Source organism: Chitinophaga sp. YR627, assembly GCF_900114995.1.
Lineage (GTDB): Bacteria > Bacteroidota > Bacteroidia > Chitinophagales > Chitinophagaceae > Chitinophaga.
This window is the reverse complement of record NZ_FOUX01000001.1, coordinates 711,115-727,267: the sequence shown is the minus strand read 5'-3', so window position 1 is coordinate 727,267 and position 16,153 is coordinate 711,115. Positions and strand designations below refer to the sequence as shown.

The following is a 16,153-nucleotide window of genomic DNA, read 5'->3' as shown; positions in this document are numbered from 1 at the left end:
GCTGTCATATGCTATACGATTGCTTCCACGCGCCGCTAATGCAGGACCTGAACTTCTCGGCAACCAGGGAATACCTGGTTGCTGCGCCTTCGGGCGCCTGGTCTGCCAGCACCATCTCCGGTTGCAACACAAGAAAATACCATGGTTTGATGGTGATGCCTCAGTCTTTCCCTGGAGATGACAATTATGTATTATTATCTTCACTGGACGATACATTCACCTGTAATGAAGAGAGCACCGATTTGTTCTTCCATTACTATGCCGATACCTGTCCGCCTGCCCGGAAGCAACTGCTTGCTTTCACCGCCAATCCATTACCTCAGTGGTGGTACCAGATACAGGATGAAGTTATAGTAAAAGAACTGCTCATGGATGCTGATGGAACACTGATGATCAGATATACCCGCATCATCGGTCAACATCCCGTAAATCTAAGGCTGCGTCCACTCCTGGCCTTCCGGAACATGCACTGTCTGACCTTTCAGAACAGCCACGCAGACACTGCAGTAAATGAGCTGCAGGACGGCATCGGAATGGAGCTCTATGGAGGATACAGCGAGCTTTTTATGCAGGTAAGCGCCGGTTCATTTGTCCAGGAAGGCTATTGGTATAAAAACATTGAATACCCCAGTGAAAAACAACGTGGCTATGACTGGAAGGAAGATCTATACTCGCCGGGCTATTTTGATATCAGTCTGCCGCCCGGTGAATCCGTAATATTCGCCGGCAGCCTGCATCAACAGCATATGCCATCCATACAGAACCGCTTCAGTCAGCTTCAGCACACCACTGACCGCCCTATTACGCTGAAAGCACACCTTTTATCGGCAGCAACACAATTCCTCAGAGATAACGGTATAAAAGCCGGCTATTACTGGTTCAATAACTGGGGCCGCGATACCTTCATATCTCTGCCCGGCCTGACACTGGTCACCGGGAAAATAGCTTCTTTTATCCAAATTACCAGATCATGGATTTCACAGATAAAAGATGGGCTTCTTCCCAATACCGGGCATGATGCAACAGCTACCTATAACAGCGCAGATGCGCCACTCTGGTTAATATGGTCAATACAGCAATATGCAGAAAAGACACACTCCTGGAAAGAGATCTGGCGTAATTACGGACAAATATTAAGCAGTATCCTCGATGCCTACAAACATGGCACCCAATATAATATTCGTATGGAGCAGGACGGTCTCATCACTGCCGGTATTACCGGGACTGCCCTCACCTGGATGGATGCAGTAACAGATGGAGAACCAGTGACTCCCCGCACAGGCAAAGCTGTCGACATCAATGCACTATGGTATAATGCCGTATGCTTTTGCCTCAAAGTATCTCTCCATGCCAAAGACAGTGCATTTACAGATAGCTGGGAAAGCTATCCTGAAATGATAGCAAAGTCATTCAGTGCAACCTTCTGGAATGAAGAAAAAAGATACCTGGCTGATGTTGTGCACAACGATATAAAAGACTGGTCTGTCCGGCCGAATCAGTTATTTGCCGTATCTCTTCCGTTTTCTCCACTGGCACCGGCACAGCAACGCGCTGTCATGTCAAAAATAAAAAGCGACCTGCTCACACCAAGGGGGCTGAGAACACTGTCTCCATCCGATCCGGCTTATAACCCAACATACCAGGGTGATCAGCATGCAAGAGACAGGTCTTATCATCAGGGTACAGTTTGGCCCTGGTTACTGGCTCATTTTGCAGAAGGACTACTAAGAACCGAAGGACCGGTAGTCCTGCCTTTGCTGGACAAAATTTATGATGGCTTTAAATACGTACTCGATGAATACTGTCTGAATACTATTCCGGAGATATTCGATGGTGATTTCCCGCATACAGCCAGAGGAGCTGTTGCCCAGGCATGGAGCGTGGCAGAACTGCTCCGCATGGAAGACTTACTTGCAGGATTTAAATTCCGGAACGCCGCCACATTATTTTCTCATCATGAAGAAACATTACAGATATGGAACCTTTCACTAACGGACACTTGACGCCGGACTATCTATTTGAGGTAAGCTGGGAAGTATGCAATAAGGTCGGAGGCATACATACTGTCGTCAGTACAAAAGCAGGATTGCTGCAGGAAAAGCTGAAAGAACGGCTTATCATGATCGGACCTGATATTGTAAAAGCCAGTGGAGGCGTGCCGGTCTTTCAGGAAGACAGAACGCTGTTTCCATTATTACAGGAAAAGGCTACCGCCGCCGGACTAAAAATAAGGACCGGACATTGGAATATTGCAGGCGCTCCACAGGTGATACTCATTGACTTCACCACCTTATACAAAAACAAAAATGATATTTTCACCACCCTCTGGAGAGATTTCAGGCTTGATTCACTGTCTGGTCAGTGGGATTACATTGACCCGGCCCTCTTCGGTTATGCCGCAGGTCTGATAATTCAATTTTTTTACGAATTACACCTGAATGCAAACGAACATATCATAGCACAGTTTCATGAGTGGATGACCGGGGCAGGTATTCTCTACCTCGAAAAACATGTACCTCAGGTAGCAACCGTGCTTACAACGCATGCTACCGTACTAGGACGAACGCTATCAGGCGCCGGACAACCTGTCTATAACTGTTCCGCCCCACTCGCAGATGCCGCCAGGTACGGTATCACCTCCAAACACTCCCTGGAGACTATTGCAGCATCAACAGCAGACTGCTTTACCTGCGTCAGCGAAACAACTGCAAATGAATGCCGTTTGCTATTGCATAAAAATCCTGACTATCTTACGCCTAACGGCTTTGATTTGTCCATAGTTCCCAAAAAAGATTTTTCTGAAAAACGTACAACCGCACGCAATGTGCTCCTCCGTATAGCCAGCCAGCTGATACAGGAAACACTACCACCGGAAACTATATTGATTCTAAAAAGTGGCCGTTATGAATTTCATAACAAGGGAATAGATGTTTTTTTAGACGCGTTAGGAATATTAAATCATCAATCGTTTTCCACTCCTGTCGTCGTGTTTATATTTGTTCCCGCGGCTCATACAGGCCCCAAACACAAATCATTGATATCGGGAGATCAGGTGCTGACGCATAACTTGTATACAGCCGCCAAAGATCCGATATTCATCAAGTTGCATGAAAAGCAGCTGGATAACACAGCTCGCGCCAACGTCAAAGTCGTTTACGCGCCGGTTTACCTGGATGGAAACGATGGCGTTTTTAATCTTGATTATTATAGTTTGTTACCGGGTTTCGACCTCGGTATATTTCCATCCTGGTATGAGCCCTGGGGTTATACGCCCCTCGAAAGCAGTGCATTTTATATCCCATCAATGACCACCTCCCAATCAGGTTTTGGGCAGGCAGTAAGCACACTGCCCGCAGATAACAGAAAAGGTATCACTATTCTGAACAGATGCGAAAACGACGATCCAGGTACCGCTCCTGATATCGCAGCATTCATACACTCAATTATAACACTGTCTTCCGAAAAGATAGCCAGTCTCCGCGAAAACGCGCATGCAGCAGCTGCTCATTTCAGTTGGAAAGTTTTACTGCCGAAATATTACGATGCCTATAACTTTGCATTGCATAGAAGCAGACAGCGGGAAGATCTGTATTGCGACAAGCCACAGGCACAGCCTGTGCTGACAGGAACACCTGAAAAAGACAAGGTTGTTTGGCGGGAAGTCTACATCGCAACAAATTTTCCGGCACAGCTGGAACCTCTCAAAAGACTCAGCAGGAATATATGGTGGAGCTGGCATCCAGATGCGGCGGCATTGTTCCGGAGCATAGATCCGGTAAGCTGGGACGAGGTAAACGAAAACCCCGTCAGACTATTAAACAACCTGCGTTATGAACAACTGGAAATGCTAAGTCGCAACAATAGATTTCTGGCAGCTATGCAATTGCAGGAAGAAACACTTGACGAATACCTGCATATGACATCCGAAAATACTCCTGCTATCGCTTACTTCTGCATGGAATATGCTTTGCTGGGAGCCCTTCGCATCTATTCCGGTGGCCTTGGCGTGCTGGCCGGAGACTTTCTCAAAACAGCCAGTGATAGCGGTATGAACTGCGTGGCCATCGGGTTGTTTTATAAACAGGGATACTTCCATCAGCACTTTTCTGATGACGGCAGACAGATTGCTGTGCCGGAACAACTGGACCCATCTGATTTCCCTATGGAAAAAGTATCAGGCTGCAATGGCGAACGATTACTGATCCCCTTCACCTTCCCTGGACGGACTGTCCATGCTGAAGTCTGGAAAATACAGGTCGGAAGAGTTCCTTTATATCTGCTGGACACAGACATAGCTGACAATACCACGGCGGACCGCCTCATTACCTCCAGGCTGTATCCATCAGACCGGGAAACACGCTTACAGCAGGAAATTATTCTGGGGCAGGGCGGTGTACGTCTGCTGAATGCTCTTCAGGTAACAACTGACGTGTATCACTGTAATGAGGGACATGCTGCCTTTCTATCAATTGAAAGAATTGCACAATTAATTTTGCATAACCACCTGTCATTTGACGATGCCCTTGAAGTTGTCAGAGCATCTTTACTTTTTACGACTCATACTTCTGCTCCTGCAGCGATGGATAGTTTTAATGAGCATCTGCTGCGAACCTATTTTTCAGGTCTTACCGTGTCGTCCTGCATTAGTTGGGAAGAATTCATGTCCTTAGGCAAAAGACAATCTTCACAAATGCAGGAAGAATTTTCAATGTTTTATCTCGCAGCCCATACTGCGGGAGAGATCAATGCGGTGAGCCGTATACATCAGGCTGTATCCGCCAGTCTTTTGCAGAAGATCTGGGATGAATATTATCCCGCCGAAATCCCCGTCAGCTATATCACAAACGGTGTACATCTATCTACATGGCTGGCGCCGGAGTGGAAAAATGTGTTTCAGGAATGCAACATAAATATCTCCCAGGGCAATGGCTACTGGCAACATTTTCAAACCATAAGTGATGCTAAAATCTGGCTTACCAGAACGCAGATCAAAAAAAAGTTCCTCGAAAAACTTAAACAGATTATTGTCCGGCAATTAAGACAACATCATACAGCTACTGAAAAAATTACTGAGATGATGCGGGTCCTGCAACCAGATACCATGTTTATAGGATTTGCCAGGAGATTTACCCCATACAAAAGATCGACTATATTATTCTACGATCACACAGAACTGGAAAAAATTACCGGCAACCTGCATCAGCCTGTCGTCTTTCTTATCTCCGGCAAAGCACATCCTGATGACCAGGCAGGCACAAATATGTTGCAGGAGATCATTGGTCATACATACGATCATCGAATTATCTTTCTGGAAGATTATGATCTTGATATTGCCCGCCTGATGGTACAGGGCTGCGATTTATGGCTGAACTTTCCGGTAAGGGGGAAAGAAGCTTGTGGCACAAGCGGCATGAAAGCACTGCTGAATGGCGTATTACAGTTCAGTACTCCCGATGGCTGGTGGGCAGAGCAATATCATCCGGAAACCGGATGGGCGCTAAAAGCAGGTCCAATGTATCAGGAAGAATCAAAACAATTTGAAGTAGATGCAGCGGAAGTATATAGCATGCTACAACACGAGATCATACCGCTCTTTTTTGATCGAAATGAACAAGGATTGCCCCATGGATGGATACAGAAGATAAGAAATGCATTGTCTGTGTCCGGAGAGGCAGTTTGTATGACAAATGCACTGCAGCAATACATAGAAAGTTACAAAAAGCTTGCTGACCGTACATATATGCTTAGTACTGGCGATTTTGCAGCAGCTAAAGCGCTCACGGCATGGAAAGAAAAGATCCGTAAGGGCTGGGAAAGCGTTAAGATCCGCAATGCATTACCCCGAAATGATCAGACACCCGCTGCCGTAACAGGAGATGAATTGAACGTCTCACTTGATGTAGACACCGGCACACTGACAGCAGATGATATCGGGGCCGAAATTCTATTCACACCAAAACATGGAGGAAAAGAAACTTTCTTCAAAAAAGAACTGCTTGTATCTCAGCAGCATGGCAATAAACTGCTACTTACAGCAAGCGTACCGTTAAAATATAATGGAGATTATAACTATTCATTCCGTGTTTACCCAAGGAATTTCACACTTACCCACAGAACCGATATTGTACGTCTTAAACCGGCATAACCGCCGTCATATAGACTTCCAACCAGAGACATCGTATAAGAGACCACCGTCATTGCCGGGCGCTCATAGCTTCAATAGCTTTACCCGTAGATTCTATCACACTAAACTCATTAATAATGAAAAAAATAGTTGCCATTATCGATGCCATAAACTACAAAGAAGAGCAGCTGGATGCCATCGAATATATATCCGGTATGATCAAAAGCACACTGACCATCATTATGATGGAAGATATCAATAGCATCTCTACCCTGATGGCGCCTGACTTTGCGGAAGGCGTACCTGCACATTATTATGAGATCGTCATTAAGGCCGCGGACGAAAAAAAGAAGATCATAAAGGAAAACACAGCCGCTTTACAAAAGGCCTGCAAAGAACGAAATATCGCCTGCACGATCCGGGGAGATAAAGGATCTGCTGTCGAAGAGACTATCCTGGAGAGCAGATTTGCCGATCTCCTGCTGATCGGCAGAGATATCTCTTTCCCCTTCCTGTTTGACACCAATCCAACCAGTTATGTCAGAGATATGCTGGTAGCCGCGCAATGCCCGGTAATGGTTATCCCTGATAACCTGCTCGTACCCAAAGGTGTTATATTCTGCTATAACGGCACCTATTCTTCCATGTACGCTATCAGGGCTTTTGCCTCGTTATTTCCCGCACTGGTCGCCAAAAGCTGTACAGTTTTATATGTTTGTGAAAAGGGCAATAGCGTGCCTCCAAATGAAAAGTTATTACAGGAGTACCTCTCTTCCTATAACGACCAGGTAGCATTCAAGATTCTTTCAGGACGAATGGACAATGTTCTTACCGGCTACCTGGAAGGTAAATCAGATTATATCAGCACTTTTGGCGCTTATGGCAGAAGCAGGTTGTCACGCTTTTTTGATGACAGTAGCGCCGAAAGTATTCTCAGAAAAATGAAAGGGCCTCTTTTCATCACACATCCATAAAAGTTTATCCGGGTTTTAGGTACATAACGAAAAAGATAGCGGCTATAGCTGCTATCTTTTTCAATTATACCCAAAAATTCGCCGGAAAGACTTCCGGCGGGGATAAATCAATGAATCTCTATCTTTTTGGCTTGATCAGCTTTAAGGGCTACTTCTTTTTTTGGCAGGATGACCTTTAACACGCCGTCCTGATACACAGCAGAAATATTATCCATTTTCACTCCCTCAGGCAGCCGGAAACTACGGGTAAAGCTGGAATAGTTATACTCTTCCCTGTTTACCTTTTCTTCTTTTGTTTCCTTCTTTTCTTCTTTTTCTGCGCTGATCGTGAGCACATCTCCATCCACGTCAACATTAAAATCACCCTTACTCATTCCAGGGGCGGCAAGTGATAATTTAAATACATCCTTCTCCTCACTGATGTTAACAGCTGGGACTGTAGCAGTCCAGGAGCGGCCGCCATTCGAGTCAAACAGGTCTTTCCAGGGTTTGAACATATCATCAAAGAAAGAGGGCAGTAATGGGGTAGCTTTAGCTAAGTTTGCAGACATAATTACCTCCTTGTTTTTGTTGGTAAGATTTGTATTAACACTACTAAGTTACCATCTGAGGAAACCTGATAAAATGATGTTCCTCAGCGAGTAAGATGATTGTTGTCAATATCATCGTGACTGGTAATAAATTATCCTGTTTTCCCATTTTTGGTTTATTATGCTTAATTTTGAATGCACGTTAAAAACATTCCCCCGTCACACAACATTTATAGAACAGAATAAGATAACATGTAACAACTCATAAAACACCATACATGCCCACAATACTGTTAATTGAGGATAACGACCACGTACGGGAAAACACCGCCGAAATCTTAGAGTTGGCCAACTATAAAGTACTAACCGCTCCGGAAGGTAAAACCGGTATTCGGCTGGCAGAAGAACATAAGCCAGACCTGATCATATGCGATCTGACAATGCCTATTCTTGACGGATTCGGCGTTTTACATTTATTAAGTAAAAAGCCGGAACTCAGCTATATCCCTTTTATTTTCCTTACAGCCCGAAGTGAACGTGCTGACATACGTAAGGGGATGGATATGGGGGCAGATGATTACATCACTAAACCCTTTGACCCCCTGGAGTTACTGAATTCAATTGAACGGAGGCTGAAGAAAGCCTCTACGTTAAAAGAGGCAGCGCTACATGGTATCAATGGCGTAAATTCACTTTTACAAATGGTATCTGCAGAGCAATCCATCAAAGCATTGAAAGAAGGCCGTAATATCCTTAAACATAAAAAGAAACAATGTATATACCAGGAAGGAAACCATCCCTCATGTCTGTTTTACATTTTAAAAGGAAAAATTAAAATCTATAAAACAAATGAAGATGGCAAGGAGCTGATCACAGGACTTTACAATGAGGGTGATTTTCTGGGTTATGCAGCCCTCCTGGAAGATACGGTCTATAAAGACAATGCCGAGACAATGGACGAGACGGAACTTGCCGTCATACCCAGAAAAGATTTTGATGAACTGACAAATGTCAATCCACAGGTTACACAGCGGTTTATTAAATTACTGGCAAATAACATTGCAGAGAAAGAAACACAGCTATTAAGCATTGCATATAATTCACTACGGAAAAAAGTAGCAGAAGCCCTACTAACGGTGCATAAGAAATACAGTCCTTCCGGAAGCGATTGCTTCGGCATAGATATCAGCAGGGAAAATCTCGCCGCCATAGCTGGTGTGGCTAAAGAATCCCTTATCCGGACAGTTGGTGACTTCAGAGATGAAAAACTCGTCGATATAAAAGAAGGTTATATTTTTATTATCAATGCAAGGAAACTTGCAGATCTGGCCAACTAATTCCTGGCGCTACGGTCAAAGCAGTATCAGGTGTCTCTTCAGGCTATTTTCAGCCGCTACAATGTTCTTTATTCCTTTCAGGACCGCATCAGCATTGAAAGAAATGCTATTGATGCCAGCTCTCACAAGCAGATCTGCAAATGCCGGCAGATCGCTGGCTGCCTGGCCACAAAGTCCGATATGCCTTCGTGATTTATTGGCTCTTTTTATCATATGTGATAGCATGGCTTCCACTGCAGGATCTTCTTCATTAAAAAGCCCGGATATCATCGCTGAATCACGGTCTATGCCCAGCGTTAGTTGTGTAAGATCATTAGACCCTATAGAAAAGCCATCAAATAGTAGAGCAAATTTATCTGCCTGCATTACGTTTGAAGGCAATTCTGCCATAACATAAACTTCGAGTCCGTTATCACCGCGTTTCAGTCCATAAGTGGCCATTGCTGACAAAACCGATTCTCCTTCCGCTACCGTACGGCAGAAAGGAATCATCACCTTTACATTTGTCAGCCCCATGCGCTCTCTTACAAAACGCACAGCGGCGCATTCCAATGCAAATGCCGGACTATAAGCCGGATGATAATAGCGGGATGCTCCACGGAAGCCAAGCATCGGATTTTCTTCCCGGGGCTCAAATTCAATACCTCCCAGCAATTGCGCATATTCATTTGTTTTAAAATCACTCATCCGAAGTATGACCTCCCTCGGATAAAATGCTGCCGCAATAGTACTGATGCCCTGCGACAACTTCTCTACAAAGAATTGCTTTTTATCAGCGTAGCCCGCCGTCAGTTCACCAATACGTGTCATTACTGCTGTGTCTTTCAGATCCGGATACCTGATCAGCGCCATGGGGTGAATACCGATCGTATGAGTGATCATAAATTCCATACGCAGCAGACCTACACCAGCAACAGGAAGGGCTGAAAGTTTAAACGCTTGTCCCGGATCACTCATGATCAGCATCGGTTTCACTTTCTCCGGAAGTTCAATATCTGTGATACCGGAAGCAGTTTTCTCGTAACGAAGCGCCCCCTCATAAATAACACCGGTTTTGCCTTCAGCGCAGGACACCGTAATTTTCATACCGGTTTTAATAACAGTAGTGGCATTGCCACAACCAACGATAGCGGGTACACCCTGCTCTCTGGCTACAATAGCGGCATGACTCGTACGTCCGCCGGCGTCTGTAACGATGGCGGCAGCTTTTTTGAGCAGTGGGTCCCAGTCAGGCGTCGTAGTGCGGGTAATAATGATTTCCCCATTTTCCAGCTGTCCTCCCTCCTCCGGAGAGTTCAGTACTCTCGCCGTGCCGGTAGCGATCATGGTACCCACAGCCTGTCCTTCCGCCAGTACAGCCCCTTTTTCAAGCAGCCGGCATTCATATTCTTTGGTGCCTGCTTTCTGTGAATGGACAGTCTCAGGACGCGCCTGTACGATGAACAATCGTCCGTCTGTACCATCTTTTGCCCATTCAAAATCCATAGGACATTTATAATGCTGCTCGATCAGCAATGCCCAGCGGGCCAGCTGCTGCAACTCCTCATCTGTTAATGTCAACCGGGAGCGTTGTTCATCCGGGGTAGTAACATTCATTGTCTCTCCGGATGCGGCCCTGTATATCATTGTGAGTTGCTTGGCGCCTGCTTTCTTGCTGAGGATAGCGTATTTCCCTCTTAACAGGCCCGGTTTGAACACACAAAATTCATCCGGGTCCACATTGCCCTGCACTATATTTTCGCCAAGTCCCCAACAACCGGAAATAAGGATAATATCCCTGAATCCCGATTCCGGATCAAGTGTAAATCCAACACCTGAACATGCCAGGTCCGCACGTACCATCTGTTGTATACAGGCGCAAAGCGCCACCTTTTCATGAACAATTCCATTGTCCTCGCGATATTTGATCGCCCTGTCAGTATATAAAGAAGAATAGCAGTGTAAAAGCGCATCTACTACAGCATCATGACCCGTAACATTCAGAAAAGACTCATGCTGGCCCGCAAAACTGGCAAAAGGCATGTCTTCAGCTGTAGCGCTGCTCCTGACTGCCACAGCAACAGGTTGCAGAAAACACATCCTTTCATAGGCCTCTTTCACTTCCCTGACGACGATCTCAGGCACATCCGCTTTTAGTATCATCTCCCTGGCAGCAGCGCCGATTACCTTCAGATTACTGAAGTTTTGCCGGTCAAGTTTCATCATTAAAGCGGCCAGCGGCTCCCACAGATTGTTATAATCCAGGAACGTCCAGTAGGCAAACGCGGTAGTCGCAAAGCCATCAGGAATATTAATTCCCATAGGCACGAGATAATGCATCATCTCTCCCAGCGAAGCACTCTTGCCTCCAACAATAGCGACGTCCTTCATATTAACCTCAGAAAGACGTTTTATGAAACCTTCCATAAAAAATATAATTATTGATGAGCAATAAATACCGGCCATTGCAACTCCTGCAGCAAGGCATCCGCCATACTTTCCCTGAAAAGCCTCGAAAAGGCGCTTCTCCTGTAAGCACCGGCTACGACTACCACACCTGGCCCCTGCTTCCGTAAATGCAAAGGTATTTCCTCTTCCGCGAGCCCTCTCACGACGGTATATACTGCATTTTTGTGATGGCGTTTCATAAATTCCTTCATCAGCGCATTGTCCGGCAAATGAAGGTCCTCGTCAGTAGTCTTGACAGTAAATACTTCAGCAGGTAAGGCACTCAAAACAGGCAGCAGATAACTAAACATTTTGACCGCATACACAGACGAAGGCTTACCATCATATAACAATACTGATTGCTTTATAGGAACATAAGTTTTAGGAACAAGCAATACCGGGCATTGTACATCAGCCAGAAATTCCCGGATAAACCTGGCAGGCGGCGAATCAAAATACCGGTTGAACGTTTCCCCCTCTCCTATAACAACCAGGTCAGCATAAATGCTTTCATGTAAGAGCTCCCGCAGCGCAATGTTTTTATCTTTGTGAACGGAATAGTTAATGGCTTCTTCGCTACAGGCACTAATAAAGCGCTGGACGGCCTTCTCCCTGGTTGCATGATCATCCTCCTCTAGTGCTTCCAGTGTCCAGCCGGAATTTACAGCATCCGTCATAACTGCGTAGGGACTTCTGCTGAAATAAGTCATATCGTTCAGAAATACCCCGACGAGGTGTGCATCATGCTGTCTGCATAATGTAGTTGCATACTGCAGGGTACTTTCTGAAAATTTGAGTCCGTCAAAGGCGGCAACGATCTTTTTCATATTCTTAATTATTAAATCACTGATGAGCAATAAAAACAGGCTGGGCTACCAGTTTGAGTACCGGGGTGGCATGACTCGGCGTAAACATATTCGAGAATGCATTTCTGCCATACGCTCCCATGACAATGAAATCCTTCGTCCTCAAGAGCAGACTATCCAGCAAACTGGTTTTAACATTACCATCCATGACAATAAAGTCAACATCTGTATAATGATCATGCAGCCATTCTTTTAACTTGTACCTTTCTTCAGGCAGCGGTTTTTTTCCCTCCATAACCGTAATCACAACAACCGGATGATCCTTCAGCTCCGGAAAAAGATAGGTAAACTGTTTAATAGCAAATACAGAAGAACTGCGTCCATCATAAGTAAATACAACTTTATTCAGACCCTCAAAACTTTCAGGCAGCACTACCACAGGACATTCCGCATCAGCAAGTACGTCCATTACAAAACGTGTCGGAACAGCTTCGTGCTGTGCCGAGAAAGAAGTGGCGGCATCTATCAGTAACAGATCGGCATACCTGCTTTCCATAATCACATCATCAACAGGCACTCCCTGATCCCTGTGTATAATGCCTGTTACTCCTCTCCGCTCACATCCGTCTTTAAAAATCTGAATATTTTCGGCTGTACAACGCTCCTTCAGCTCCACGGGATTGCTGGTCTGAACGTTGATACCACTTTCCATCGCTGTTTTCTGTAGCAGGCTGGCCGGTCTGAACTCATTACTCAGGTTTTCAAGGAATATACCTATCAGCTTAGAATGGGACAAACTACACAGATAACAGGCAAAATCAAGCGTAGCCACATCTAACTTCAAAACATCAGTTACATACAGTATCTTTTTCATGGTTATAGGTTTTCAGTGATTAGTAATAAATAGCGGAAAAGGAAGCGTTTTTAATTGCAAATCGGACAAGCTGTGCTGAAAGAAACGAAGAAGTGTTGCCCTGCCATGAGCCCCGGTGACGACCATTACTTTCTTCTTTCTTAAAAGATAATCGAATAGCCCTTTCTCCTGATGGTCTTTCAGCATTACCACGTCTCCGTAATCGTAATAACGGCTCAGCCAGTCCATGATATGATGTTTATCATAGATCTCTGTTTGTTCTTCGCTCTGTGCCACTGCAATCGTTGATTTCACGTATTCAGGAACCTCAAACAAATAGGCAAACTGTTTCATCGCAAAGGCAGCAGAAGTACTTCCGTTATACCAAAAGACGATCTCTTCAATTTCCTCAAAGGAAGCGGGCGCAATAATGACCGGACATTCCACGGCAGCCACCAGTTCCTTTACGATTCTTTCATGTACAGCTTCTGCCGGCAATCCTTCAGCGGGAGTAGCATCCACTATAATGAGATCGGCGAAACGGCTTTCTGAGACCAGCTCGGGTGTGGTAAACCGGGTGGCATTATGAACAGTAGCATGTATTCCCTTTCTGTCGCAGACTTCCTGAAAACGATGGATATCACTTATTATTCGTTCGTCCCGAATATGACTTTCGTCTGCATCTATCCATGTGCGCGCGGAGTGCTCTTTTTCCACTAATTCAGTCGGGTGTCTCTCATATTCAATCACCTCCTGAAAGACACCTATCAAACGCGCTTGGGTCAGACCCGCCATATAGCATCCAAAATTCAGCAGATTGACTGAAGCGCTGCCGTTAAAGATCAATAGAATCTTTTTCATGACTGTCGTTTTTATAGGTCATTAAATGCTGTTGTTTGAACCGCTGTACATTCTCCCAGTTTCCTGTATTAAGAATATCTGCTTTACCACACCATCCGCGGCGGGCCATAATGACACCCATCTGCATATAATCATATTGACTGCAAAGCTGTGCACAACTATTAATAACGATCTTAACACCGCTTACTGCCGCACCTTTAATCAACCTATCCGACAGGTCCAGATGCTGTGGTTGTGCATTTACCTCCAGGGCAGTGCCTGTTTTCACTGCACGTTTGAATAACTGGTCCCAGTTTTGGGTACTGCTTTCCCTGGCGCCGATAATTCTACCGGTCGGATTCGCAATACAATTGATCAGGGGATGATCGCAGGCACTGATGAACAGCTGTCTGTACCTGAATGGCTCATGCTCATTAATGATCGCCGTTACCCATTCCGCTTCACGTAATAACTTCTCCGGAACGGCTATCGCTTCTGCAGTCATCTCCACCACTATTCCTTTTTTCAGAAAAGGATACCCCAGTTCACTGTTTACACGATCGATCTCTGCAAACTGCTGATGATACATTTCAAACGGTAACTGATCTGCCACAACCAGGTATTCATAATGAGGAAACGCATTAATCGCATAGCGTGCGATCGTGTTCAGCGATTCTCCCCCTTTTTCGTAATCTGTACGGATACGCATATCTCCCCTTATATCACTGAAAGTGACCAGCTGCGGCAGCATATTCCTGCCTGCGCGGTATATTTCCCGCCCACCTTCCCGTAATTCCGGTGGTACGTAGGCAAGTTCAAGTTCTTTGAAAATGCCTCCTTCTGTATCACCGGCAACCCAGACCCCGGTAATTCCATTGAACAAACCCATTGGCGTAAACAGATAACCTCTTTTCTCCGCACGTTCAGTTAATATGGCCACATGTCGCAGAGAACCGGTATAATATATCAGGGATGCACCATAAGACTTTTCATCTGTAAGGCGGATGTCCAGTTGTGTATCATTATATAACACTACAGATACCCGTCTCCAGCCAGTAGAAACGATGTACTGGATTTGCGGCAGCTGGAGCAGATGTCTTATGAAATCTGCACGACTTTCTATCCGCACACTTACCACCATATCAATATCTCCTACAGTCTCAGCTCCCCGCCGTAAACTACCGGTAAGAGAAACATCATCCACCTCCGGAATACCTTTTATCACCCTCAGAATTTCATTTCCCTGCAGAATAGCGTCCCAGAGTAATAATCTGGAACCCAGTGATTTATATAATTTCAGATTTCTTTTAAGCAGATCGATCTTCGCATTGCTGAATCCCCGAACCCTTTTCAGCGCGCCGGAAAGAATAGCCGTTTTCAACTCCTCTTCAGATGTTATATTCAATTCTTCATAAAGCTTACGGACCAATGTCGCAGCAATCCCTTTTACCTCCAGCGTATCCAGTAATGCTGCCGGCACACGCTGCAAAAGGCGGCTGTATTTCCTCAGCGTTCCTGTCGCCGAAAATTCAGAAAGATCCTTCTCCAGCAGCGCTGGGATACTTTGCTCATTGATAATATCCGGAGAGGGCATGATCGTTTTCAGCATGCCCGCCTGAATAGCCATCTGCTCATATAACCTGGTCATTGATCCTCTTCCCAGGTACCGGTAGCAACCGGCCATAGTATAATAGATGTCGCTGAGCGCTGCCTGACAACGGGGTAATACGGTATGATTTGCAATTGTGCTCATGATATGATTTTTTTACTATCTGATTTGATATGAAACAGCGTCTCAGGCCAGGGCTTAATCTCCTTTTCCCTCATCAGTAGCAGACAAGCCAGGGCCAACAGTAACGAACTTGGAAAAGAAGATCCCGCTCCCAGTGGAGCTATAGCCACCAGGAACATCGTAGCGCCGCCAAGTGCAAATTTTTCCAGTGTTCCCTTCCAGATAAGCAGACCGCCGATGATAAACTGCGCGGTTGCTATAGATAATACTATTGTGGTAATATGACGGCTGAAGAAACCATTTATAAACTGTACATACAACGGCACTGCTGCCACATCTGCATAAGTCAGATAAAGCCTTGGATGTGAAATGGCGATGACCGTATTCACGATTGATGCGCCAATAAAAAGAATTGAGATACACATCCTGCCAAATGCCGGCTTCAGTATACAGAGATACACTATCATCACCGCAATAACATTGGATAACATGTAAGCTGTTGAAAAGATATTACCTCTCATAACCGGAAA

11 protein-coding genes are annotated in these 16,153 nt (G+C 45.3%); 4 read left to right on the top strand and 7 right to left on the bottom strand.

All coding sequences use genetic code 11. From position 1 onward, the window contains the following. The first annotated feature begins 8 nt into the window (after positions 1-8). From BMZ72_RS02530 to BMZ72_RS02520, 3 genes are all read left to right on the top strand, one after another. A complete protein-coding gene (locus tag BMZ72_RS02530) occupies positions 9-2,003 on the top strand; it encodes an amylo-alpha-1,6-glucosidase (RefSeq protein ID WP_089804935.1) in 1,995 nt (664 codons plus the stop codon). Beyond that, a complete protein-coding gene (gene glgP, locus BMZ72_RS02525; RefSeq protein ID WP_089804933.1) occupies positions 1,976-6,145 on the top strand; it encodes an alpha-glucan family phosphorylase in 4,170 nt (1,389 codons plus the stop codon). The genes BMZ72_RS02530 and glgP overlap by 28 nt, the downstream gene beginning before the upstream one ends. 116 nt (positions 6,146-6,261) lie before the next feature. After that, positions 6,262-7,098 (top strand): universal stress protein, encoded by an 837-nt coding sequence (locus BMZ72_RS02520; protein ID WP_089804932.1) that lies wholly within the window; start codon positions 6,262-6,264, stop codon positions 7,096-7,098. Between the two features lie 107 nt (positions 7,099-7,205). Here the strand turns inward: BMZ72_RS02520 and BMZ72_RS02515 are convergent, their stop codons facing one another. After that, on the bottom strand, positions 7,206-7,649 hold the full coding sequence (locus BMZ72_RS02515) for an Hsp20/alpha crystallin family protein (protein ID WP_089804930.1): 444 nt from the start codon (positions 7,647-7,649) through the stop codon (positions 7,206-7,208). Between the two features lie 257 nt (positions 7,650-7,906). On the opposite strand from BMZ72_RS02515, the gene BMZ72_RS37100 reads away from it, so the two are divergent. Continuing rightward, positions 7,907-8,965, top strand: coding sequence for a response regulator (locus tag BMZ72_RS37100; protein ID WP_089804928.1), 1,059 nt, complete (start codon positions 7,907-7,909; stop codon positions 8,963-8,965). Positions 8,966-8,980: 15 nt separating this feature from the next. Here BMZ72_RS37100 and ppsA read toward each other — a convergent pair whose 3' ends face one another. Genes ppsA through BMZ72_RS02480 form a run of 6 tightly spaced genes read right to left on the bottom strand, consistent with a single transcriptional unit; the run spans position 8,981 to position 16,144 of the window. Then, entirely contained in the window at positions 8,981-11,371 is a 2,391-nt protein-coding gene (ppsA, locus tag BMZ72_RS02505; RefSeq protein ID WP_089804926.1) for a phosphoenolpyruvate synthase, read from the bottom strand. Between the two features lie 11 nt (positions 11,372-11,382). Then, positions 11,383-12,219, bottom strand: a complete 837-nt coding sequence (locus tag BMZ72_RS02500; RefSeq protein ID WP_089804924.1) for a universal stress protein — start codon at positions 12,217-12,219, stop codon at positions 11,383-11,385. A gap of 16 nt (positions 12,220-12,235) precedes the next feature. Next, positions 12,236-13,072, bottom strand: coding sequence for a universal stress protein (locus BMZ72_RS02495; RefSeq protein ID WP_089804922.1), 837 nt, complete (start codon positions 13,070-13,072; stop codon positions 12,236-12,238). A 12-nt stretch (positions 13,073-13,084) separates the two neighbouring features. Then, positions 13,085-13,912 (bottom strand): hypothetical protein, encoded by an 828-nt coding sequence (locus BMZ72_RS02490; RefSeq protein WP_089804920.1) that lies wholly within the window; start codon positions 13,910-13,912, stop codon positions 13,085-13,087. Then, entirely contained in the window at positions 13,887-15,644 is a 1,758-nt protein-coding gene (locus BMZ72_RS02485; RefSeq protein ID WP_089804918.1) for a hypothetical protein, read from the bottom strand. Before BMZ72_RS02485 ends, BMZ72_RS02490 begins: the two co-directional genes overlap by 26 nt. Next, complete coding sequence (locus tag BMZ72_RS02480; protein ID WP_089804916.1) at positions 15,641-16,144, bottom strand: hypothetical protein; 504 nt, start codon at positions 16,142-16,144, stop codon at positions 15,641-15,643. Before BMZ72_RS02480 ends, BMZ72_RS02485 begins: the two co-directional genes overlap by 4 nt. Positions 16,145-16,153 lie beyond the last annotated feature (9 nt).

Bases quoted from the DNA above. Each gene is read 5' to 3' on its own strand.
- BMZ72_RS02530 (WP_089804935.1), top strand. From the start codon at position 9: ATGCTATACGATTGCTTCCACGCGCCGCTAATGCAGGACCTGAACTTC.
- glgP (WP_089804933.1), top strand. From the start codon at position 1,976: ATGGAACCTTTCACTAACGGACACTTGACGCCGGACTATCTATTTGAG.
- BMZ72_RS02520 (WP_089804932.1), top strand. From the start codon at position 6,262: ATGAAAAAAATAGTTGCCATTATCGATGCCATAAACTACAAAGAAGAG.
- BMZ72_RS02515 (WP_089804930.1), bottom strand. From the start codon at position 7,649: ATGTCTGCAAACTTAGCTAAAGCTACCCCATTACTGCCCTCTTTCTTT.
- BMZ72_RS37100 (WP_089804928.1), top strand. From the start codon at position 7,907: ATGCCCACAATACTGTTAATTGAGGATAACGACCACGTACGGGAAAAC.
- ppsA (WP_089804926.1), bottom strand. From the start codon at position 11,371: ATGGAAGGTTTCATAAAACGTCTTTCTGAGGTTAATATGAAGGACGTC.
- BMZ72_RS02500 (WP_089804924.1), bottom strand. From the start codon at position 12,219: ATGAAAAAGATCGTTGCCGCCTTTGACGGACTCAAATTTTCAGAAAGT.
- BMZ72_RS02495 (WP_089804922.1), bottom strand. From the start codon at position 13,072: ATGAAAAAGATACTGTATGTAACTGATGTTTTGAAGTTAGATGTGGCT.
- BMZ72_RS02490 (WP_089804920.1), bottom strand. From the start codon at position 13,912: ATGAAAAAGATTCTATTGATCTTTAACGGCAGCGCTTCAGTCAATCTG.
- BMZ72_RS02485 (WP_089804918.1), bottom strand. From the start codon at position 15,644: ATGAGCACAATTGCAAATCATACCGTATTACCCCGTTGTCAGGCAGCG.
- BMZ72_RS02480 (WP_089804916.1), bottom strand. From the start codon at position 16,144: ATGAGAGGTAATATCTTTTCAACAGCTTACATGTTATCCAATGTTATT.